Origin of the sequence: Caballeronia sp. TF1N1 (assembly GCF_022878925.1) — a bacterium.
Lineage (GTDB): Bacteria > Pseudomonadota > Gammaproteobacteria > Burkholderiales > Burkholderiaceae > Caballeronia.
The window spans coordinates 2,234,881-2,256,422 of sequence record NZ_CP084626.1 but is presented as its reverse complement, the minus strand read 5'-3'; the positions used below and the strand labels follow the sequence as shown (position 1 = coordinate 2,256,422).

Annotated in this window: 15 protein-coding genes; 12 read left to right on the top strand and 3 right to left on the bottom strand. The window is 61.6% G+C overall.

Annotated features, from left to right (window positions below; all coding sequences use genetic code 11):
- The first annotated feature begins 74 nt into the window (after window positions 1-74).
- Complete coding sequence (gene galU / locus LDZ28_RS10460; protein ID WP_244826053.1) at window positions 75-1,025, top strand: UTP--glucose-1-phosphate uridylyltransferase GalU; 951 nt, start codon at window positions 75-77, stop codon at window positions 1,023-1,025.
- Window positions 1,026-1,093: 68 nt separating this feature from the next.
- On the opposite strand, the gene LDZ28_RS10455 is transcribed toward galU, so the two are convergent.
- A complete protein-coding gene (locus LDZ28_RS10455) occupies window positions 1,094-1,546 on the bottom strand; it encodes a GDP-mannose mannosyl hydrolase (protein ID WP_244826052.1) in 453 nt (150 codons plus the stop codon).
- A 169-nt stretch (window positions 1,547-1,715) separates the two neighbouring features.
- A complete protein-coding gene (locus LDZ28_RS10450) occupies window positions 1,716-3,911 on the bottom strand; it encodes a hypothetical protein (protein WP_244826051.1) in 2,196 nt (731 codons plus the stop codon).
- A 1,242-nt stretch (window positions 3,912-5,153) separates the two neighbouring features.
- Here LDZ28_RS10450 and LDZ28_RS10445 point away from each other — a divergent pair.
- The 9 genes from LDZ28_RS10445 (at window position 5,154) to LDZ28_RS10405 (ending at window position 17,714) form a co-directional block, all read left to right on the top strand.
- Window positions 5,154-6,167: a GlxA family transcriptional regulator gene (locus LDZ28_RS10445; protein ID WP_244826049.1), complete on the top strand. Its 1,014-nt coding sequence runs from the start codon at window positions 5,154-5,156 to the stop codon at window positions 6,165-6,167.
- A gap of 164 nt (window positions 6,168-6,331) precedes the next feature.
- A complete protein-coding gene (locus LDZ28_RS10440) occupies window positions 6,332-7,861 on the top strand; it encodes a mannose-1-phosphate guanylyltransferase/mannose-6-phosphate isomerase (protein WP_244826048.1) in 1,530 nt (509 codons plus the stop codon).
- Between the two features lie 129 nt (window positions 7,862-7,990).
- Window positions 7,991-9,370, top strand: coding sequence for an undecaprenyl-phosphate glucose phosphotransferase (locus LDZ28_RS10435; RefSeq protein WP_244826047.1), 1,380 nt, complete (start codon window positions 7,991-7,993; stop codon window positions 9,368-9,370).
- Between the two features lie 50 nt (window positions 9,371-9,420).
- Window positions 9,421-10,581 carry a polysaccharide biosynthesis/export family protein gene (locus tag LDZ28_RS10430; protein ID WP_244826045.1) on the top strand — a complete coding sequence of 387 codons (1,161 nt, stop codon included), beginning with the start codon at window positions 9,421-9,423 and terminating at the stop codon, window positions 10,579-10,581.
- Window positions 10,582-10,650: 69 nt separating this feature from the next.
- Complete coding sequence (locus tag LDZ28_RS10425; RefSeq protein WP_244826043.1) at window positions 10,651-12,879, top strand: polysaccharide biosynthesis tyrosine autokinase; 2,229 nt, start codon at window positions 10,651-10,653, stop codon at window positions 12,877-12,879.
- An 88-nt stretch (window positions 12,880-12,967) separates the two neighbouring features.
- Complete coding sequence (gene gmd / locus LDZ28_RS10420; RefSeq protein WP_244826041.1) at window positions 12,968-14,086, top strand: GDP-mannose 4,6-dehydratase; 1,119 nt, start codon at window positions 12,968-12,970, stop codon at window positions 14,084-14,086.
- Between the two features lie 5 nt (window positions 14,087-14,091).
- Window positions 14,092-15,045, top strand: coding sequence for a GDP-L-fucose synthase (locus LDZ28_RS10415; RefSeq protein ID WP_244826040.1), 954 nt, complete (start codon window positions 14,092-14,094; stop codon window positions 15,043-15,045).
- A 44-nt stretch (window positions 15,046-15,089) separates the two neighbouring features.
- A complete protein-coding gene (locus LDZ28_RS10410; RefSeq protein WP_244826039.1) occupies window positions 15,090-16,232 on the top strand; it encodes a glycosyltransferase family 4 protein in 1,143 nt (380 codons plus the stop codon).
- 156 nt (window positions 16,233-16,388) lie between these two features.
- Complete coding sequence (locus LDZ28_RS10405; protein ID WP_244826038.1) at window positions 16,389-17,714, top strand: glycosyltransferase WbuB; 1,326 nt, start codon at window positions 16,389-16,391, stop codon at window positions 17,712-17,714.
- 72 nt (window positions 17,715-17,786) lie between these two features.
- On the opposite strand, the gene LDZ28_RS10400 is transcribed toward LDZ28_RS10405, so the two are convergent.
- Complete coding sequence (locus LDZ28_RS10400) at window positions 17,787-18,251, bottom strand: hypothetical protein (RefSeq protein ID WP_244826037.1); 465 nt, start codon at window positions 18,249-18,251, stop codon at window positions 17,787-17,789.
- Between the two features lie 518 nt (window positions 18,252-18,769).
- Here LDZ28_RS10400 and LDZ28_RS10395 point away from each other — a divergent pair.
- Window positions 18,770-19,405 (top strand): DapH/DapD/GlmU-related protein, encoded by a 636-nt coding sequence (locus LDZ28_RS10395; RefSeq protein ID WP_244826036.1) that lies wholly within the window; start codon window positions 18,770-18,772, stop codon window positions 19,403-19,405.
- Window positions 19,406-19,789: 384 nt separating this feature from the next.
- Window positions 19,790-21,523, top strand: a complete 1,734-nt coding sequence (locus tag LDZ28_RS10390; RefSeq protein ID WP_244826035.1) for an FAD-dependent oxidoreductase — start codon at window positions 19,790-19,792, stop codon at window positions 21,521-21,523.
- The last annotated feature ends 19 nt before the right edge of the window (window positions 21,524-21,542 follow it).

Here is a 21,542-nt window from a genome sequence, read left to right as displayed (position 1 = left end):
CACAACAAGAGGCGGCCGCGAACGCTCCAAGACGCGTCGCAACGCCTCGTGCAACCGACAACCGAGGTGAGCCGATGCTCAAGGTACGCAAGGCGGTATTCCCAGTAGCCGGTCTCGGCACGCGCTTCCTGCCCGCAACGAAGGCGAGTCCGAAGGAAATGCTGCCCGTCGTGGACAAGCCGCTGATTCAGTACGCGGTCGAAGAAGCGATGGCCGCTGGCATCACGGAGATGATCTTCGTGACCGGGCGCAGCAAGCGCGCAATCGAAGACCACTTCGACAAGTCCTATGAAGTCGAAGCCGAACTCGAAGCGCGCGGCAAGGACAAGCTGCTCGAACTCGTGCGCGGCATCTTGCCGAGCCATGTCACCTGTATGTACGTGCGTCAGGCCGAAGCGCTCGGTCTCGGTCACGCCGTGTTGTGCGCGGAAAAGCTCGTCGGCGGCGAACCGTTCGCGGTCGTGCTCGCGGACGACCTGCTCGACGGCAAGCCGCCCGTGCTCTCGCAAATGGTCGATGTGTTCGACCACTATCATTCGTCGGTGATCGGCGTCGAGGAGATCGACCGCAAGGATTCGCGCTCGTATGGCGTGATCGAGGGCAAGCCCTGGGACGACGGTCTCTTCAAGCTCTCGCGCGTGGTCGAAAAGCCGGAACCGGCGCTCGCGCCTTCGAACTTCGGCGTGGTCGGCCGCTATGTGCTGATGCCGCGCGTGTTCGACTTCCTGCGTCAGCAGAAGCCGGGCGCAGGCGGCGAGATTCAACTGACGGACGCCATTGCCGCGTTGCTCGAACAGGAACAGGTGCTCGCGTATCGCTATCACGGCAAGCGTTTCGACTGCGGCAGCAAGCTCGGCTATCTGAAGGCGACGGTCGAATTCGCCCTGCGTCATCCGGAAGTGCGCGATGAGTTCGCCGCCTACCTGAACGCGCATTTCGGCAAGCTGGAAGCGGCGCAAGCAGAAGAAGTCCGCACCGATGTGGATGTCGACGACACGAGCGAAGACTCCACGGTCATCGCCTGAAGCATCATCTGTTTCGGTTCGATGAGAACGGCGCGCAGCGATGCGCGCCGTTTTTATTGCTGCACGGCTTAGCGGAAGTAAGCCTTCGTGTTCTCGTGCACGTCTTCGCGTGCGAGCAGTTCATCGGGCAGCAGCCATCGATAATCGCTGTGCTGATCGAAGCGGCCGATGGGCACCGTGCCGCTCAGGTTCATCGCGTAGGCAAGCACGATGTAGTGCGTGCCGAAGCCGGGCTCGCCGGCGAAGTTATCGTCGTAGCGATGCTCGAACACGCCATAAAAGCGCGACGACGAACGCTCGACGCTCGCCACGCCCAGTTCGTTACTGACGACGCGCTTGAACGCGGCATCGAGCGATTCGTCCTTGTCCACGCGCCCGCCCGGCACGAACCACGTGCCCTGTGCGGGTCGATTGCGGCGATGACCGACCAGAACCCGGCGGTTGCCGTCGGTCACGATCAGGTCGATCGAAATGAGCGGCGTGAGCCGGACCACCGTCATGAAATCGTCCACGTTCAGCATTGCTGCTCCATTGGTCTTTGCTTTTAATCGTTATGGATGCTGCTCGCGCGATATGCACGGCGCGCGTTCAGTGTAGCGCGCGAATTCTCGCGACAGGCATGCACGACACTGGCGAAAAGCGCCGAAAGATCGTCCACGTGTGCCACGGGTTTTTCCGCTCGCCAAGGGCTCATTGACCCGTGTATCCGGCGGGCTTCGTGACGTTGGCGCGCATGGCATCGGCGTTATCGGAGACGACGTATATGGGCGCCTCGGTCAGCACGAGCGGCAGGCGCCCGTCGCTGTACTTCATGGCCGATGCATTGCCCATCATGTCGAATACCGTCACCGTGCCGGACTTCGCGGGCGCATCGACGATGAGGCTGTAGTTCGCTCCATGCGACGCATCGAAGCCCTTCGGTCCCGGCCATACCGCATTGCTATGGGTCCAGAGTGCGGTGACCACCTTGCCGCCATTCAGCCGCTGGAACGCGTAGGCATAGACGCCTTTGGGCGTGCCGTTTACATAGCCGAGCGTGGTCGTGCCGTCGATCAGACGCGTCATGGCGGCCACGGCCATCACGGCGGGCTTCGGGCTGATCTGCGTCTGCCCGTAGCCGCCTTGCGCATTCACGAGATCGAAGAACACGCCATAGCCCACCTCGGGCGGATCGGCGGAATAGAACACGAAGCTCACGTCCGCGCCTTCGCCAAGCAATATCAGATGCGCGCGCGCCGTCACCGCGCCTTGTGCATAGAGCACGTTCCAGTTCGGCGTCGCCGGGCCGTACTTCGTATTCAGGTCGTAGCTGATACCTGTCTCGGTGACGAAGAGCTTTGCGCCCGGCTTCACGACTTCGGTCATCGTGCGGCGCAGTTCGCGCATCGCGGCGGGCATCGCTTTCGATGCGGTGGAAGCGTCGGCATCGAAACGTTCCGGCGGGTGCGACGGCGACGTGCCCACGTCGTAATAACCATGCGCGCTCACGCCATCCAGATACTTGCCGATGCCAAGCGGCGCCAGACGCTTGAGCCACGTCGTGTTCGAGGCCAGATTCGACAGCGTCAGGCCCATTACGACGGCGTTGGGGTCGCCCGCGTGAATGGCCTCGGCGGTGGCCTTGTACATCGCGACGAGATTGGCGTCCGTGTCGCGCCAGGGCAGACCGCCTTCGTAGTCCGGTTCCCAAGTGACCTGGTAGTAGTTGTGCGCTTGCTGCGGGAACCAGCGCTTTCTCACCGCGTTCGATTCCACGCCGACACGTTTCATGTAGGCGCTGTATGCATCGAGCGAGGAAGGCGCGTAGCTGTGCGTGCGCTCGTGCGTGGGGCTCGCCCATGCGGGAATGCCATCGAGCTGGATGAGGCGCAGCAGATCGCCCGGCTTGAAGTAGGGCGCGAGGTTGTCCGCTGCCGCGTTGAACGTGTTCGGGCCTTTTTCCTCGGTCATGTACCAGTTGCGGTTGTCGTTGACCCAGGTGAGACCTAGCTCGGGATAGAGCGGACGATAACCGTCGCCGGAACAGCAGCTTTGACCCGGCTTGAGATATGCCGCGCCTTGTCCGCCGAAGCGATGCTGATCCGGATGCTCGAACGCCACGGGCGGCAGCACCGGAGCCACCACCGGCAGCACACCGAAGGTGGCGATGCCGGTGGGCCGCGTGCCGCGCGTTGGCAACGCGCTCTTACCCGACTTGAGCGATGCGCTCACCGCGAAGTAACCCGCCGCCTCCGACGTGCAGACGATCGTAGTAGTCGCGGGGCGCGCATCGACGGCAAACTGGCCGCTCGCCTTGACCGTGTTCCATGCGTCGCGGATCTGCCATGTGACGGTATCGGCGCCCTTGGCGCGCGTGGTGATGGCCACGCGCACCGGCGTCTTCAGCGCGAACATGCGCGTGCCGTCGCTGCCGGGCGTGTCCGCTTCGAGCATATCGCCGCTCACTGACGCCGATACGGGCGGTGTCGGCGCGCTGCAGCGAAGCGGCGGGGTATCGGCAAGAGCGGTTTGTTGTTCGGCCGCGGCGGACTGCGCGCGGGGCGCTGCCGTCTTGGTCGTGCTCGCATACCAGCAATGTTTTTCGACGCCGGGAGCGGGGTCGTCGAAGGCGCTGTTGTCGCAGCGTGCGCTGCCCGTGAAGGTCTTGATCGCGTGTTGCACGGGCGTGCCGTACAACACGCGCGTGGCGCCTTCGAATGTGCAGACGCCGTATTCGGCGGCGCAGGGAATCCACGCGGCGCCGTCGATGATCACCGCGCTGGCGGCAGGCGCCGCTTCCTCGGACGCGGCGTCGTCGCAGCCGGTCATCGACGCAAGGAAGGCGAGCGCAAACGCGAGGCAGCCAACGCGAAGGGCGGTGAAGCGGGGTGCGAGTAATCCGTTCATCGTTCGCGTGACCTTGGCCGTATGGGAGAGATGAGGAGCAAGCCGTGACGCCAAGCGCCGCCGATGCTACGAAACTGAAACGTTTCTTGCGCGCGCGCGGTGCCGCTCAGAAGCGATGATGCCGTCCACTTCTTTATCCGCTGCGTGCGCGCGCGCACGTGCAAGCCTGCTTCGTCCGATGAATACAGGCCACCGGCGTGCGATAGCAGCTTCATCGTGTCGAAAAGACCGATCTTCGAGCACGACCGCGCGCTTATCAGGAGTGAAACACCCAAGGCGTTCCAAATCGTAACGAAGGTCCCGGCGGGCGCGGAAAAGTTGACCGCCGACGCGGGACCCGGTGCGAAGAATTCGCTGATCAGTCAAATACGCGATTACGCCCATTAATCGTGAATCAAGCATTGCAGATTACAGATTCTTTCAATCGGTCATTCAAAATAGGGGCTCAGAACAGAAACCGCCGCAAACGACTAATCATTGGCGGATAAGCACGCTGCGCACGTCTAACGTGCACGGTGGTTTGCGGCGAAACGCGGCCTTGCAATGCAGCAGGATAGGTCTTAGGAAATCTTTCAAAAGTTAATTAAATTCGGCTTTTGATTCCCGCGTCCAAAGCGTTTTTGATAATCCAGATTGGCGCGCTCATATAATCCAGGGAATATTATTAGCGTTCCAAAACTTATCTAATTCGAGACAGCTAATTAATCAATTGGAGAATAGGCGCCGGATCGAGGATTAACCAAAAATTTCCGATTTCGATGAAACGTCTGAACAGTCGCCAAGCATGCGATGTTGCACGGATGAATCAGTTTCGACGCTTCCCCGACGAGGGCGCAATCGTCTGTGAGCCGCACAGGGCCGTACGCTAGGGCTTGGCGGGAGTTTCTAAAGCGGTTTCTACGATACGCGAATTCTTTTCAAGCCGGCGCTTTGCATAAAGTTTGTATGATGAATCGCGGTATTTGTTTCATCAGTCTTTGGACGATTGCGCTAAAAGAATTTGGGGATAGATATCAATGTGCGGTCACCCTCACAACCGAACAGATTTTGTGGTTTAAGAGCGAAAATCCGCACCACAAAAAACTTTGTCTGCTTATTATTCACACCAACGGATCGATTCCGCCAACCTCTCGTTCCCATCGGTCACGACAACCCGGCGCAGTTCGGGAAAGTCCTTGATGCAATGCAATGGCCGAGAACGCAAGCCGTACTCCTGGAACAAAAAAGCAGCAGAGGATGACCATGCCTTACGCCACTCTCGAACCCGCAGTGATGGGTTGGATGCCGCCCGCGACGAGACCGTCTCAGACCGAGGTGAAACGCATCGCGATTTTGCTGTTCGACGGATTTTCGCTCCTCGGCGCGGGAATCGTCGCGGAAGTTTTTCACATGGCGAACGAACTGTCGTCGGTGAAAGCGAAGGCCGACTGCAAGTACGACGTGCGCTTTCTCTCGGTGGAGGGCGGCAACGTCGCGTGCTCGTCGTCGGTGCGCGTCTGGACCGACGGTCTCGATGCTCGTCACTACGGCGGTTTCGATGCGCTCTTCGTGGCCGGCGGTCGCGGCGCGGATGAAGCGGCCCGCGACGACCGCATCATCGAATGGGTGCGCCGCGTGAATTCGAAGACCACCGTCGTCAAGGCGATCTCCGAAGGCCGCAAGGTGCTGGAAGCCGCGGGTATCGGCAGCGTGCATCCGGGTCTCAACGACCCGCAGGCGCGCTACGGCAACAGCATGATCCACCTCGTGCGCGACGAACCGTCCGCCGATGGCGGCGACCGCTACGAATCGATGAAGGGCGCGCTCCTGCTCGTCAAGCGCGACCTTGGGCTGGACATCTCGCGCAACGTGGCCGAACGCCTGATGCCGGGGTCCGCCGCCAAGCTCGTGTCCATTCTGGGCGACAGCGGCGCGGCATCCGCGGGCGACAAGATTCGCGCGGCGGCGCGCTGGCTCCAGGACAACTGCGAGCGGCCGATCTCCGTCGTCGATGCGGCTCAGGTCGCCGCGATGAGCGAGCGCAACTTCCTGCGCCGCTTCAAGATCGAGATGGGCATCACGCCTTCCGATTATCTGTTGCAGGCACGCCTCGCCGTGACCTGCGCGCTACTCACCGACTCGGAACTGCCGGTGGACAAGATCGCGCGCAGAAGCGGCATGGGCAACGGCGACCGGCTCGCCAAGATTTTTCGCAAGCGCCTTCTGATCTCTCCGACCGAGTATCGGATGCAGAGCCGGCGCGAAGCTAACGGTTGATCCACTCGGACTGGACGCCGGTTCGACAGACCCCGCCTTCTGTGGGGTAGCGGACAAGGATGGCGTTTAGCGTCGAACATTTGGCCGGACCAGATTGGTCCGGGACTCAATCATTCTCGGGCGGCAGATGCTGCGCGTTCGAACTTGCAGGCAGGAGTCCTGATATGAGCAATGATGCACGCACGGAAAGCGAAGTGACGGTGAACGCAGCGAACGCAGAAGCGTCTTCGGCCACGACGGCCGAGGCATGCCGGCGCCTGGTGCCCGTCATTCTCGCCGGCGGCTCGGGCACGCGCCTGTGGCCGATGTCCCGCGAGCAATTCCCGAAGCAACTGATCGGCATCGTTGGCCGCGATTCGCTTTTGCAAGCCACGGTCGGACGCCTCAAGGGCTTCTCCGGCAACTTCAAGGTCGAAGCCGATCCGATCATCGTGTGCGGTGAAGAGCATCGCTTCACGACGGAAGAGCAGACCCGCGAAAGCGGCGTGAACGCACGCATCATCGTCGAACCGGCACGCCGCGATACGGCGCCCGCGCTCACGCTCGCCGCGCTGCAAGCCGTGAAGGGCGGTCAGGACGCGATCATGGTGGCGATGCCCGCCGATCACTCCATCGCCGACTTGCCGGCGCTGCATCGCGCAATCGCGATTGCCGCCGAACACGCTGAGCGCGGCGTGATCGCCACGCTCGGTATTCCGCCGACGCGCCCGGATACGGGCTTCGGTTATATCCGTATCGGTCAGGCGCTCGAAGACGGCGCGCATCAGATCGACCGCTTCGTCGAAAAGCCCGCCGCCGAACTCGCCGCGCAATACGTCGCCGCGGGCACGTACTGGTGGAACAGCGGCATCTTCGTCGTGCGCGCCAGCGTCTGGCTCGCCGCGCTCGAGAAGCTCAACATCGACATGCACTCGGCCTGCTGCGCCGCGATTTCGGAAGGCAAGGACGACGGCAAGTTCATCCGTCCGCAGGCCGCGCAATTCGGCCGCGCGCCGTCCGATTCGATCGACTACGCGGTCATGGAACACATCGGGACGCCGAGCGCGCCGTGCGAAGGCGTGGTGGTGCCGCTCGTCGCGGGCTGGTCGGACCTCGGTTCGTGGGACGCCGTGTGGGACGCGATGGACAAGGACGACTCGGGCAACGTGGCAAGCGGCCGCGTGGTGTTCGAAGGCGCGACCTCGAGCTATGCGCGCTCCGAGGGCGGCCGTCTCGTGGCCTGCGTCGGCACGACCAACATCATCGTCGTGGAAACGGATGACGCCGTGCTCGTGGCCGACCGTTCCCGCGTGCAGGACATCAAGGGTCTCGTCGCGCGTATCCGCGAGCAGCATGCGCCGGAAGCCGACACCCATCGCAAGGTGCGCCGTCCGTGGGGCTTCTACGACTCCATCGAACATGGCGAGCGGTTCCAGGTGAAGCGCATCGTCGTGACGCCGGGCGCACAGCTCTCGTTGCAGATGCATCACCATCGCGCGGAGCACTGGATCGTCGTGAGCGGCACTGCGCTCGTCACGCGTGGCGAAGAGCAGTTCCTGCTCTCGGAAAACGAATCGACCTTCATTCCGCTCGGCGTGCGTCACCGTCTGGAAAACCCGGGCAAGGTACCGCTCGAAATGATCGAAGTGCAGTCCGGCAGTTATCTCGGCGAAGACGACATCGTGCGCTTCGACGATACGTATGGCCGCAGCTGATCGACGGCGCATACGAACAAGGCAGTCTTCTTTGCAGCGGTAACCAACGACATAAAGACCGTTACGCGAAGGGAGGACAAAAGAGGCAGGTGGTGTCAGGCAACAAGCGATTGCGTTCGGGGGAATGACATGCGCGATTTACAAGGATTGCTGGCGCGTCTTTTTGACGTGGTCATGATCGTCGGCGGCGCCGCTGTGGCGTCGCAGATCCGGTTCGAGTACATAGAGGCACACGCTTATTCGGTGGCGTTCGTCGCCTTTGCGGCGGCCTTCTCGCTCGCGCTGTTTCCCGGCTTCGGCGTCTACGAATCGTGGCGCGGCCGTAGCAAGCTCATGCTCGCGTGCCAGGTCTCACTGGGCTGGCTCGTCGTGCAGGGCTGCGCACTTGCGCTTATGTTCTCGCTGCATCGCCTCGACTACGTCTCGCGCCTCTGGTTCGCCTACTGGACCGCGATGTCCGGCGCGCTTCTGATCGCCGGCCGTCTGCTCACCCATGCGGTCCTCGCCAATGTACGCAACGCCGGTCTCAACCTGCACCAGGTGGCGATCGTCGGTTGCGGCAAGCATTGCGATTCCATCGTTAGAAAGATCGACCGCACGACCGACGCCGGCTTTCGCGCCAGCGCCGCGTTCAACGCAACGCCCGGTCAGGGCCGTCTCAACACGCGCGTTCCGGTGTACGAAGACTTCGACGCGTTCGTCGACTACGTGCGTACCCAGAACGTGCATGAAGTCTGGCTCGCCTTGCCGCTCTCGGAAGAACGCACCATCCTTCGTTTCGTGAACGAGTTCCGCAACGACCTCGTCAACGTGCGTTTCATTCCCGACGTGCGCAGCCTCGCGCTCTTCGAAAGCGGTGTGACGGATCTGCTCGGCGAACCCGCCATCAATCTCGTCGCGTCGCCGTTGTCGCCCAGCGCGCTTTTGCAGAAAGAACTCTTCGACCGCGCCTTCGCGCTTGCCGCGATCATCGCCGTCGCTCCCTTGCTGATTGCCTGCGCCATCGCCGTGAAGCTGTCTTCGCGCGGTCCGGTGCTCTTCACGCAACGCCGTAAAGGCGCGGATGGCCGCGTCTTCAACATCTACAAGTTCCGTTCGATGCGCATGCACACGGAACAGGCCGGAGTGCTTCGCCAGGCCACGCGCAATGATCCGCGCGTGACTCGTGTCGGAGCGTTCCTGCGCCGTACCAGCCTCGATGAGCTGCCGCAGTTCTTCAACGTTCTGCGCGGCGACATGTCGGTCGTGGGCCCGCGTCCGCACGCACTCGAACATGACGACCTTTATCAAAAGGTCGTGTCGGGGTACATCCATCGTTACCGGATCAAGCCGGGCATCACCGGCTGGGCTCAGGTCAACGGCTTTCGCGGGGAAACCGACCGCATCGAAAAAATGGAAGGACGCGTCGCTCATGACTTGTACTACCTCGGTAATTGGTCGTTCGGACTCGATATGAGAATCATCGCCGCTACGATCTTCAAGGGACTACGCCACACCAACGCTTACTGATGCAGGGGACGACCTACATGCACAACCAACAACAACCAGGCAGCATCTCCATGGCCGCCAATATCCAAATGTCGAAGTCGTCGGGCTTCCGGCTCAGCAGCCTTGCGGCGGCGGCCACGCTTTGCGTCGTGATGGCAGGCTGCGGTCTCGCACCGGGTATGAAGATGGAGAAGCCCGCGGCTCTCGTCGAGACTTCGACGGACCAGGGCGACCCGGCAACCACGGTCAACATTCCGATCACGCCGATCGATCTCTCGCTCGTGCGCAAGTTGAAGGCCGCGCAACCGTCGGCCACCGACGATCCGAACGCGAGCCTCTATGGCAAGGCGACGCCGTACAAGCTCGGCGTGGGCGACGTGCTGCAGATCACGGTATGGGATCACCCGGAGCTCGTGGCCGCGCTCGGCCAGCCGGCCCAGCAGACGCGTATCGCGGATGCCGCTCCCGGCTTTATCGTCGACGCCGACGGCAACTTGCAGTTCCCGTATGTGAACCGCACGCTGCACGTCGCGGGCAAGACGGAATCGCAAGTGCAGCGCGAGCTGTACTCGGAGTTGTCGAAGGTTTTCGTGAAGCCGCAGGTGACGGTGCGCGTGGCTTCGTTCCGCGCTTCGCAGGTGTATATCGACGGCGACGTGCGTACGCCCGGCTCGCAACAGATCAACGACATTCCGATGACGTTGACCGAAGCGATCGGACGCGCGGGCGGTTTCGCGACGACGGCGGACCAGAGCCGCGTCACGCTGATCCGCGATGGCGTCACGTATCACATCAACATGGCCAGCATGACCTCGAAGGGCCGCAGCCCGTCGGACATCATGCTCAAGCCGGGCGATGCGCTGCGTATCGATTCGCGCGACGAGAACGGCGTTTACGTGATGGGCGAAGTGACCAAGCCCGCCACCGTGATCCCGATGCGCAACGGCAAGCTGACCTTGTCCGACGCGATCTCGCAAGCCGGCAGCTTCAACGCCGAGACTTCGGATCCGAAGGAGCTGTACGTGATCCGCAATGGCCAGACCGATACGCCTGAAGTCTACAAGCTGGACGCGCGTTCGCCTGTGTCCATGCTGCTTGCGAACAGTTTCGAATTGCAACCGAAGGATGTCGTCTACGTGGATAACAACGGACTCGTCCGTTTCAGCCGCGTGCTTAACCTGTTGCTGCCGGCGATCAATGCAGGCCTGACCGCGGCCGTGATTACAAAGTAAGCCTCAAGACCGGTGCGCAGGGGCGCGCCGGTCCACCTTGTGCGACTTAAAGAAAGAGCGAGCGAGACCATGGCCATGAACTTTGATACACGATACTCGGACGTCTCGACCGGCGACGAGTTGCGATTATCCGACTACCTGGCCGCTGTACTGGGCAACTGGAAGCTCGTGATGACCGTGATGCTCGCGGTGGTCGCACTGGGTGCCGCGTACGCTTTCATTGCGCCGCCGACCTACAAGGCCGACGCGCTGATCCAGGTGGAAGAGTCGAATAACGCGGGCAACGCTCAAGCGAACCCCAACGCATTGCAGGCCGTCTCGCAGATGTTCGACGCGAAGTCGACCACGGCCGCGCAGATCGAACTGCTGCGCTCGCGCCTCGTCGTCGACGACACGGTGCGCCGTTTGCACCTCGACATCAGCGCGCTTCCGCACACCATGCCCTTCGTGGGCGGTGTGGTTGGCAGCGTGTTCAACATGTTCAACATGCCCATTCCCTCGGGCTACCTCTCGCGCTTTGCGTGGGGCAATGAACAGATCGACGTGCCGCTCTTCGACACGCCGAAGGAACTCTACGAAAAGAAGTTCACGCTGGTCGCCGGAGAAAACGGCACCTACGTGCTGAACGACCCGGACGGCGTTTCCATTCTCACGGGCAAGGTCGGCCAGGAAGCCGCGGGCGTGACCGCGTTCGGTCCGGTCAAGCTCAAGGTGGACAAGCTCGAAAGCCCGGCAGGCGTGCAGTTCGAACTGCAACGCTTCTCGACGCTCACGACCATCGACAATCTGCAGAAGCGTCTGACGGTGGCGGAAACGGCGCTGCAATCGGGCATCATCGGTTTGAGCCTCGAAGGCGGCAACCCGAAAGAAATCGCGCAGATCGTCAACAACATCGCTAATCGCTACGTCGCGCAGGACGCCAACAAGCGTTCCGCCGAAGCCGAGAACACGCTGTCGTTCCTCGATCAGCAGTTGCCCATTCTGAAGAAGCAACTGGACGAAGCCGAGCAGAAGTACAACACGTTCCGCAACAAGCAAGGCACGGTCGACCTTTCCGAGGAAAGCCGCCTGCTGCTGCAACAGATCGTCGATAACAAGACCAAGCTCACGGACCTGCAACAGCAACGCGCCGAACTGTCGCTGCGCTTTACGGCCAACCATCCGTCGGTGCAGGCGCTCGATGCGCAGATCGCATCGCTCACCGGCGCGCAAACGCGTCTCGGCAAGAACGTCTCGACGCTGCCGGATACCGAGCAGACCGCGCTGCGTTATCTGCGTGACGTGCGTGTCAACACCGAGCTCTACACGAACCTCTTGAACAGCGCGCAGCAACTGCGCATTGCGAAGGCCGGGCAGATCGGCAACGTGCGCGTGGTCGACTATGCGCAAGCGCCGGATGATCCTGTCCGTCCGAAGCGCGTGATCGTGATCCTGATCGCAGCCGGTATCGGCCTCGTGCTCGGCATTCTGATCGCCTTCGTGCGCAAGTCCCTGTACGGCGGTGTCGAACGTCCGGAAGAGATCGAAAAGCAACTCGGCGTGCGTGTGTTCGCCATCGTGCCGCGCAGCACCCAGCAACTGCGTCTGCAACGCAAGGTGGGCATGCGCCGCGAAGGACTGCACGTGCTTGCCGCGCAAGCGCCGGAAGATGCCGCTGTCGAAGGCATTCGCGGCCTGCGCACGTCGCTCAACCTGCAACTGGCCGATGCGCGCAACAACGTGGTGATGCTCACCGGTTCGCGTCCTGAAGCGGGCAAGTCGTTCCTTTCGGTGAATCTGGCGACGCTGGTTGCATCGACGAGAAAGCGCGTGCTTCTGATCGACGGCGACATGCGCCGTGGCGACATTCACTCGCATTTCGGCGTGCGTCATTCGCCGGGTCTGTCGGATGTGCTGATGGGCGCGGACGTGACGAGCGCGATCCTGCACGATGTCCTGCCGGGCGTGGACCTGATCACCAAGGGCTCGCTGCCTTCGCATCCGTCGGAACTGCTGGCAAGCGATCGCCTGGGCGAAGTGCTCGAGCATTTGAAGCAACTGTATGACCTCGTGATCGTCGATACCCCGCCGGTGCTGGCGGTGACCGACGCAACGGTGATCGGCAAGCATGCGGGCACGAGTCTTCTCGTCGTGCGGCATGGCAAGAATCAGGTGCAGGAAATCGGGGAAACGATGAAGCGCCTGCATCACGGCGGCGTGAACATGAAGGGCGTACTGCTCACGGATGTACCGCAATCGAAGATGTTGATGGGCAGCACCTACGCTGGCTATTACGGCTACGAAAGCATCGCAGAATAAAAACCGGACGCCGCCTGTAAGAACAATGACCGGCGCGCACCATGTGCATGGGCGCGCCAACACTCAGACCGCATACGAGAGGTTAAGCATGGACCGCAAAGTCGCTTTGATCACGGGCATCACGGGGCAAGACGGGTCGTACCTGGCCGAATTGCTGCTCGAAAAAGGCTATGAGGTGCACGGCATCAAGCGCCGTAGTTCGCTCTTCAACACTGACCGAATCGATCACCTGTATCGTGATCCGCACGATCCGGACCAGCGTCTGTTTCTGCATCACGGCGACCTTACGGATTCGACGAGCCTCGTGCGCATCATCCAGCGCGTAATGCCCGACGAAATCTATAACCTCGCGGCACAAAGCCACGTTGCGGTGTCGTTCGAGGAACCGGAATACACGGCCAACGCCGACGGTCTCGGGGCGCTGCGTATTCTCGAAGCCATCCGCATTCTCGGCCTCGAAAAGAAGACGCGTTTCTATCAGGCATCGACCTCCGAACTCTATGGTCTCGTGCAGGAAATTCCCCAGCGCGAAACCACGCCGTTCTATCCGCGCAGCCCCTATGCGGTCGCGAAGCTCTACGCCTACTGGATCACGGTGAACTACCGCGAAGCGTATGGCATGTATGCATGCAACGGCATTCTGTTCAACCACGAATCGCCGGTGCGCGGCGAGACTTTCGTCACGCGCAAGATCACGCGTGCCATCGCGCGTATCGCGGTCGGCATGCAGGACGATCTGTACCTCGGCAACATGTCCGCGCTGCGCGACTGGGGCCATGCGCGCGACTACGTCGAGATGCAATGGATGATGCTGCAGCAAGAGCAGCCGGAAGACTTCGTGATTGCAACGGGCGTGCAATACAGCGTGCGTGAATTCGTGCAACAGGCAGCGGCCGAACTCGGCGTGCACGTGCGCTTCGAAGGCGAGGGCGTGGATGAAGTGGGTATCGTCGATCGAGTGGAAGGCCGCGAGACGAAGCTGAAGCCGGGGCAGGTGATCGTGCGTGTCGATCCGCGCTACTTCCGTCCGACCGAAGTGGAAACGCTGCTCGGCGATCCGTCGAAGGCGCATGCCAAGCTCGGCTGGCGTCCGCAGACCACCTTCCAGACGCTCGTCAAGGAGATGGTGCGCGCGGACTATCAGATTGCCCGACGCGACGCACTCGTCACGCTCGCCGGTTTCAAGGCCCTGGAACATCACGAGTAAAGCGCATGGACAAGCACGCACGCATTTTCGTGGCGGGACATCGCGGCATGGTGGGCTCGGCGCTGGTGCGCCGGCTCAATAAGGCCGGCTACCGCAACATCGTGACGCGCACGAAGGCGCATCTCGATCTCACCGACCAGGGCGCGGTGAACCTGTTCTTCGAGGAAGAGCATATCGACGTGGTGTTTCTCGCGGCGGCGCGCGTAGGGGGCATCCTCGCGAATTCGACGATGCCCGCCTCGTTCATCTACGAGAACCTAGCGATCCAGACCAACGTGATTCACGCGGCCTGCCGCTGGAACGTGAGCAAGCTCGTGTTCTTCGGTTCGTCGTGCATCTACCCGAAGGCCTGCCCGCAGCCGATCAAGGAAGAATATCTCCTGCAATCGGCGCTTGAGCCGACCAACGAAGCCTATGCGATTGCGAAGATCGCGGGCCTCAAGATGTGCGAGGCGTACAACCGTCAGTACGGCACGAAGTTCGTCTCGGTCATGCCGACGAATCTCTACGGCCCGAACGACAACTACGACCTGAAGAGCAGTCACGTGCTGCCCGCGCTGATTCGCAAGGCGCACGAAGCGAAGCAACGAGGGGATGCGACATTGCCGGTCTGGGGATCGGGCACGCCGCGTCGCGAGTTCCTGCATGTCGACGATCTCGCGGATGCCGCGACCTTCCTCATGGAAAGCGACATCAGCGAAGGCGTATTCAACGTCGGGACAGGTGAAGACCTGACCATCCGCGAACTCGCGCATACGATTTGTCGAGTGGTCGGCTTCGACGGTCAACTCGAGTTCGATGCCAGCAAGCCCGACGGCACGCCGCGCAAGCTGCTCGATGTTTCAAAGCTCGAAGGCATGGGATGGAAGGCGTCGATCGCACTGGAAGAAGGCATCCGCGCGACGTACGGGGACTTCCTCTCGCGTGACGAATCGATGCAAACGCCGGTCGCCGCATAGCCAGCCGCGAACATATCGAATCCTTTCCAAAGGACGCAAAAGAAATGTCAGCATCAGTGACCATTTTTCATAACGTCGTGTGGTCGCGGCATAAAGGCGAAGTTTTGTCCGCGTTGCATAACATCTCGGGGTCCGGCTCTATTCGTTATTCGATGGTGCAGATCGCGGACACGGAGCACGATCGCATCGGCTTTTCCGATGTCGACTATTCGTTCCACCGCTACCCGATGAGAAAGCTATACAGCGGCTGCTATGAAGACGTGCCGACCTGGCGCATGACCATGCGTCTCACTTGGGAAGTGCTCAAGGCGAAGTCCGATCTCGTGGTTTTGCCGGGGTATCACCGTCCGGAATATTGGGCGATGATGGCCGCGTGCATCCTCACCGGAAAGCGCCGCGCCGTGTTCTGCGATTCGACTGCACGTGACAATCCGCGCCGCATGTTGACCTCCATTCCGAAGCGCGTGTTCTTCGCGCTGTGCGATGGTTACTTCGCTTTCGGTACGCGCAGCCGCGAGTATCTGATGTCGCTCGGTGCGAAGCAGGAGAACATTTTCATCCCTTGTCAGGCTGCCGCGCTGCCGCGTTCGTTTTCACCGAAGACGGTGGGTGATGACCGGCTTCTACATCGGCAAGGCAACAAGCCGGTGTTCCTCTATGTCGGACGTCTGTCCGCCGAGAAGGGCATCGATACGCTGGTCGAAGCGTTCAGTACGCTCAAGAAGAGCGTGCCGGATGCCCAGCTGCGTATCGTGGGTACGGGCCCGCTCGGCGACGCGTTGAAGCAGCAAGTGAAAGAGGCTGGTCTCGAGGAATCCGTGAAGTTTCTCGGCAGCCTGCAAGACGCGCCTCTGTCGCGCGAGTATTTCAGCGCGACGTGCATGGTGTTGCCAAGCCGGCGTGAACCGTGGGGTCTCGTCACGAACGAAGCATTGAGTCATGGTTGTCCGGTCATCGTCAGCGAAAGCTGCGGCTGCGTGCCGGAACTCGTGGTGGAAGGGGTATCGGGTTACTCCTTCCCTGCGGGCGATGTGGCGGCCTTGCATCGCACGATGCTCAAGTCGCTGGAAGCGTTCGCCGATACGGCGGGCACGGCGAGCCGTTGCACCGACGTGATTCAGCGCTTCGATCCGCCCACGGCGGCTGCCAATATCGCGCGAGGCTGCGCGCTCTTGCTGACCAACTAAGCGGGTGGCCAAAGCGGGACGGTAGATGGAGGAAGACGCACACAGGTAGTGAAGAGATGCTGCCAGACGCGCGGTCCTGCGCGCCTGGTGGCTGGCGCCTTGCCGGACGCGAAAGCCGTTCGGAGCGAAAGGCGCGTTAGTCGGGCGAGGGACCAAATGAGAATACTGATCTACGGGCTGAATTACGCGCCCGAGCTGACGGGAACCGGCAAATACACGGCAGAGATGGCAGAAGCACTGGCCGCGGGCGGCCACGAAGTGCGCGTCGTCTGCGCGCCGCCATACTACCCGGAGTGGAAGGTCGGCGAGGGGTATCGAAGCTGGCTTCATCGTATCGAGTCACGCAAGGGCGTGCGTGTATGGCGCGCGCCGATATGGGTGCCCAAGAAGCCGAGCGGCGCAAAGCGCATGTTGCATCTTGCGTCGTTCGCGCTGGCGTCCATGCCCGCGCTCGCGGCGCACGTGACGTGGCGTCCGCATATCGTGATGAGCATTGCACCGAGCCTCGCCAACGCGCCTGGCGCACTTGCGTTGGCACGTCTGACCGGCGCGCGTTCATGGCTGCATATTCAGGATTTCGAGGTCGATGCCGCCTTCGATCTCGGCCTGCTCAAGAACGCGCGCGCCAGCCGCATGGCGCTCGGCTTCGAACGCTGGCTGATGAAGCACTTCGACGTGGTCTCGTCGATTTCCGACAAGATGGTCGATCGCGCGGTGAAGAAGGGCGTGGAGCTGACGCGCGTGTTCCATTTGCCCAACTGGGTCGATACCGGCGCCATCTTTCCGCTCGATCGTCCGAGCGAGTTTCGTCGTGAACTCGGGATCGGAGAACATACGGGCGTCGTGCTCTATTCGGGCAACATGGGCGCGAAGCAAGGCCTCGAAGTTTTGGCCGATGCCGCCGCCGCACTCGCATCGCGCGATGACATCGTCTTCGTATTTTGCGGTAACGGCGCGACCAAGGCGGAATTGCAGAAGCGTTGCGCGGGTCTCAAGAACACGCGCTTCATGTGCCTTCAGCCGGTTGAGCGTCTGAACGAACTGCTCAATCTCGCCGATGTCCACGTGCTTCCGCAACGCGGCGATGTCGCCGATCTGGTGATGCCTTCGAAGCTCACCGGCATGTTCGCCAGTTCACGCGCCGTGATTGCCATGGCGCATGGCGGCACGGAACTCTACGAAGCCGTCAATGGACGTGGCGTCGTGATCAAGCCGGAGAGCGCGAAGGACCTGACCGATGCGATAGAAATGCTGATCGGCGACCCGGAGTTGCGGGCTTCGCATGGCGAGCAAGGACGGCTCTTTGCACAAGAACGTCTGTCGCCGGCTTCCGTGTTTGCACGCCTCGAAGACCGCTTGATATCGCTCATCGGCAAGCCGGTTCCGCATGCGGCGCCGGTGCGGATCAAGGAAGCGGCTGCGCGGCCGGCGGATACGGATATGTTTATCGAGCGTGCGCCTGTAGTCGAGAAGATCGAATAGCAGAGCATCGCGCTGGCTCTTTCACGTGACTTGCAAGGGTTCGTCTTTCATCGAAGACGAACCCTTGTGTTTTTAGTAGGGCGACTTGTAGATGTCTCTGGCGCGCGCGGCATTGGCCGGAGGCTTGAGTCCCGCCGGCGTGGGATAGAGCGTGGCCGCCGCGCCCTGCGGCATCAACATGGCCTTGGCGGTGGCTGCATCGTTTCTTCGACCCGTTGCCCGCAACTGCGCACCGGCACCGGGATTGCCGACATAGCCGTTCTGCTGGGCCAGCAACTTGTCGGTGGGCGAGATGCCCTCGGTGGTCTGCCCGTTCGTGATGGGTCCGCGCTTACCACCTTTGCCGTTGGTCGGCGCGCCATACGGGTCCGAATACGTCGATGGACTTCCGAGCAAGTCCATCTCACCCGCGCCGCCCGCGGCCTGACCGTTGCTCATGGCGGCATCGGCGAAATTGCCTGCATGCGCAAAGGGCGCCGCGGCGAACGCGGTCGCGGCGATGAGCGGTAAAAGCACTACACGTAGCGCGTTTTTCATCGAAATCTCCAAAACGGTAGTGCGAAGTTTCCGCAAGTCGGCAGGTGATTGTCTGGTCGCAAGACCTCATTCGGTGCGCTTCCTGCATCGATTCGGTGAACCCGGATACAACGCATGCAACGAATAAATCGGACATGAAAACAGGATATGGCGCGGAACCGATCACTACCGCCAAAAGCCCTGCAGATGCGGCCATTCGTGTATTAGCGCACGCGGGCTCGTGCACCCTTCGCCGATAATCAACCTACCGTATGCGCCTGAGCCGCGCTGCATAGGCATGCTTTCCCTGGCAACGGGCGGGCGGCATGCAAGGCATCTCGAGCGATCATGCGTACCAGAAAAGGTAAGACGAGTACGCCTTGAAGCGTACCTAAGGACAAGGCCAAACACGAGTCGCCAGAAAACAAAAGCGCGCTCGATGACAGGCACCGTGCGACAAGCGCTGCACAGCAATGAATCGGCAGTATGCGGGCAGCTGGGCGAGTAGTGAAGCGGAGTGACTGGGGCGGGGGTTCCTAATGGACAGAGCGATCGAAGAGCGTGGCATCGGCGCGGCCAGAAATGGCAACGCTGGCGAGACTGCCACACGGCGCGCGGCGGCGTCGGGCAAGGTCATCGACCTGTCGCTCGCGGGTCCCGGCAACTTCGTTGCGAAGCGCGGCTTACTGACCGAGCTCGTGTGGTTCTTCATCGAAGCATGCTTCATCAATAACAAGCTCATTCCGGTCTCGTTTGTGCGCGTGGCGCTTCTGCGCGCATTCGGCGCGCGTATCGGCAGCAACTGCCGCATGCCGCATCCCATTCGCGTGAAGGCGCCGTGGAATCTCGAGGTCGGCGACAACTGCTGGTTCGGCGTCGATGCCTGGATCTACAACCAGACCACGATTCGCATCGGCTCCAACGTCTGCATCTCGCAGGGCGCGTTTCTCACTACCGGCTCGCACGACGTGGGCGGCAACATGGACTTGCAGGTCGCACCGATCGTGATCGAAGACGGCGTCTGGATCACTTCGAAATGCGTGGTGCAGATGGGCGTGACCATCGGGCGCTCGGCAGTCGTCACACCGCTTTCCGTCGTACATCGTTCGCTCGATGCGGAAGGCGTGTATGGCGGCAACCCAGTGCGCTTCATCAAAAAACGCTTCCCTGCATGAGTTTTATCGCGGTCGCGCGCTTCGTGATCGACGCGGCCCGGTCGTTTTTGAAAGCACAAGACATCTGAGGCACGGAGACAAAGCGCGCGCGGCGTGATGCGGGCAATCGATGCCGCGTATCACGGCGGGCTTTCGTGAACCGACAGCGAAGGAGACTTGCAAGCTCATGCGGAGCCCTGCGGCAGCACACGCGAACAAGCGCGAATAGCGCGTATATGGCGTACAGGGCGCCGTCGGGATCGTTCGAATCCGGCAAGAAGATGCGTCGCCAAGACGAGCGACGCCTCGCAACCGGATGCGGCGTTTGGACAACGGGTCAGGGGCGCGGTGCATTGCCGGCAACATGGCACACCGCTTAAGCACGAGTAAGAAGGAGCACGGGGCATGTTCATTGACAGCCGAAGCGTAGAGCAAGGCGCGGTAATCGATACCACGGTCTGCATCGTCGGGGCGGGGGTGGCCGGCATCACGCTGGCGCTCGAACTCGAAAGGCAGGGCATCGACGCGTGCCTCCTGGAAAGCGGCGGGTACAAAGCGGACGACGAAACGCGCGATCTGTATCGCGGCGAGAACGTCGGCGTGCCGTACGAGTTCGCCGACGGTTGCCGCAGCCGCTTTCTCGGCGGCAGCAGCAATTGCTGGGGCGGCTGGTGCCGTCCGCTCGATCCGTGGGATTTCGAAAAGCGCGACTGGGTGAAAGACAGCGGCTGGCCTTTCAGCCTGGACGAGTTGCGCCCTTACTATGCGCGCACGCATCAACTGCTGCAGCTCGGCGAGAATAATTTCGATCCGGCCTACTGGGAAGCGGCGATTCATCGTTCGGATGTCAAGCGTCATCCATTCCCGACGGGCAAGGTGCGCGACACGATCTCGCAGTTCAGCCCGCCGGTGCGCTTCGGCAAGGTGTATCGCAAGCATCTGCTCGATGCGAAGAACGTGCGCGTGATGCTGTACGCGAACGCGATGAACATCGACACCGACACCGACGCACGCACCGTCACGAAGATCGATATCGGCACCATCAGCGGCCGGCGCTTTGCGATTCGCGCGAAGGTCTTCGTGCTCGCGACAGGCGGTATCGAAAACGCGCGTCTGTTGTTGTCGTCGAACAAGGTGCAGAAGGCGGGCCTCGGCAACGGCAACGATCTGGTGGGCCGTTACTTCATGGACCATCCGCGCATCATGTCGGCGAAGGTGAACTTCAAGAAGGAATGGGCGCGCAACAAGCTCTACGACATCAAGTATCACTATCAGAACAAGGCGGTCTCGGCGCACGGTACGTTCATCTCTTCGCAATTCGCGCTCACGCAGTCCGTGCTGGAACGCGAGAAGCTCCTGAACGCGCGCTCGTGGTTCTATTCGGTGTTTCGTGGTGAGAACACCGAGGGTTCCGAGGCGTTGATCCGCGCGAAACAGGCCATGCTCAAGAAGGATCAGCCGGGCTACAGCATGGCGGGCGACCTCATGACCATGATGGCGCATCCCGTCGATACCGCGTGCTTCGGTCTTGCGCGTCTGTTGCAACCGCGATCGCTCATCACCGAAGTGAAGATTCAGACGATCGTGGAAGCGGAGCCGAATCGCGACAGCCGCGTGACGCTCTCGGCGCAGAAAGACGCGCTCGGAATGAATCGCGTGTCGGTGGACTGGCAAGTGACCGAGCTCGTGAAGCGCACCTTCGATCGCACGGTGACGCTTCTTGCCGAGGAACTGAAGCGCGGCGGCGTGGCCGACGTGGAGCTCGACGAGCCGCTCGAAGGCAAGCCGTGGCCCGCGCAGCTCGAAGGCACATGGCATCACATGGGCACGACGCGCATGCACGACTCGGAGAAGGAAGGCGTGGTCGATCGCAACTTGAAGATTCACGGCATGAGCAACCTGTATGTGGCGGGCAGCTCGGTGTTCCCGACGGTTGGCGCAAACTTCCCGACGATCACGATCGCCGCGATGACCCTGCGTCTCGGTAGCCATCTTGGCCGCATGCTGAAGAACGATGAAAGCACGCCGGCAGCGACGCTCGTCTCTTCGTCCGGCACGCCGCTCAAGGGTATCGTCACCGAGGAAATGCCGATGGCCGCATCGGCCATGCATATGCCGGGCGATCTGAGCAAGGCGTGAGGCAGGGCAGCAGCACCTG

Bases quoted from the DNA above. Each gene is read 5' to 3' on its own strand.
- LDZ28_RS10430 (WP_244826045.1), top strand. From the start codon at position 9,421: ATGGCCGCCAATATCCAAATGTCGAAGTCGTCGGGCTTCCGGCTCAGC.
- LDZ28_RS10400 (WP_244826037.1), bottom strand. From the start codon at position 18,251: ATGAAAAACGCGCTACGTGTAGTGCTTTTACCGCTCATCGCCGCGACC.
- LDZ28_RS10455 (WP_244826052.1), bottom strand. From the start codon at position 1,546: ATGCTGAACGTGGACGATTTCATGACGGTGGTCCGGCTCACGCCGCTC.
- LDZ28_RS10440 (WP_244826048.1), top strand. From the start codon at position 6,332: ATGAGCAATGATGCACGCACGGAAAGCGAAGTGACGGTGAACGCAGCG.
- LDZ28_RS10390 (WP_244826035.1), top strand. From the start codon at position 19,790: ATGTTCATTGACAGCCGAAGCGTAGAGCAAGGCGCGGTAATCGATACC.
- LDZ28_RS10435 (WP_244826047.1), top strand. From the start codon at position 7,991: ATGCGCGATTTACAAGGATTGCTGGCGCGTCTTTTTGACGTGGTCATG.
- LDZ28_RS10395 (WP_244826036.1), top strand. From the start codon at position 18,770: ATGGACAGAGCGATCGAAGAGCGTGGCATCGGCGCGGCCAGAAATGGC.
- LDZ28_RS10415 (WP_244826040.1), top strand. From the start codon at position 14,092: ATGGACAAGCACGCACGCATTTTCGTGGCGGGACATCGCGGCATGGTG.
- LDZ28_RS10425 (WP_244826043.1), top strand. From the start codon at position 10,651: ATGGCCATGAACTTTGATACACGATACTCGGACGTCTCGACCGGCGAC.
- galU (WP_244826053.1), top strand. From the start codon at position 75: ATGCTCAAGGTACGCAAGGCGGTATTCCCAGTAGCCGGTCTCGGCACG.
- LDZ28_RS10450 (WP_244826051.1), bottom strand. From the start codon at position 3,911: ATGAACGGATTACTCGCACCCCGCTTCACCGCCCTTCGCGTTGGCTGC.
- LDZ28_RS10410 (WP_244826039.1), top strand. From the start codon at position 15,090: ATGTCAGCATCAGTGACCATTTTTCATAACGTCGTGTGGTCGCGGCAT.
- gmd (WP_244826041.1), top strand. From the start codon at position 12,968: ATGGACCGCAAAGTCGCTTTGATCACGGGCATCACGGGGCAAGACGGG.
- LDZ28_RS10445 (WP_244826049.1), top strand. From the start codon at position 5,154: ATGCCTTACGCCACTCTCGAACCCGCAGTGATGGGTTGGATGCCGCCC.
- LDZ28_RS10405 (WP_244826038.1), top strand. From the start codon at position 16,389: ATGAGAATACTGATCTACGGGCTGAATTACGCGCCCGAGCTGACGGGA.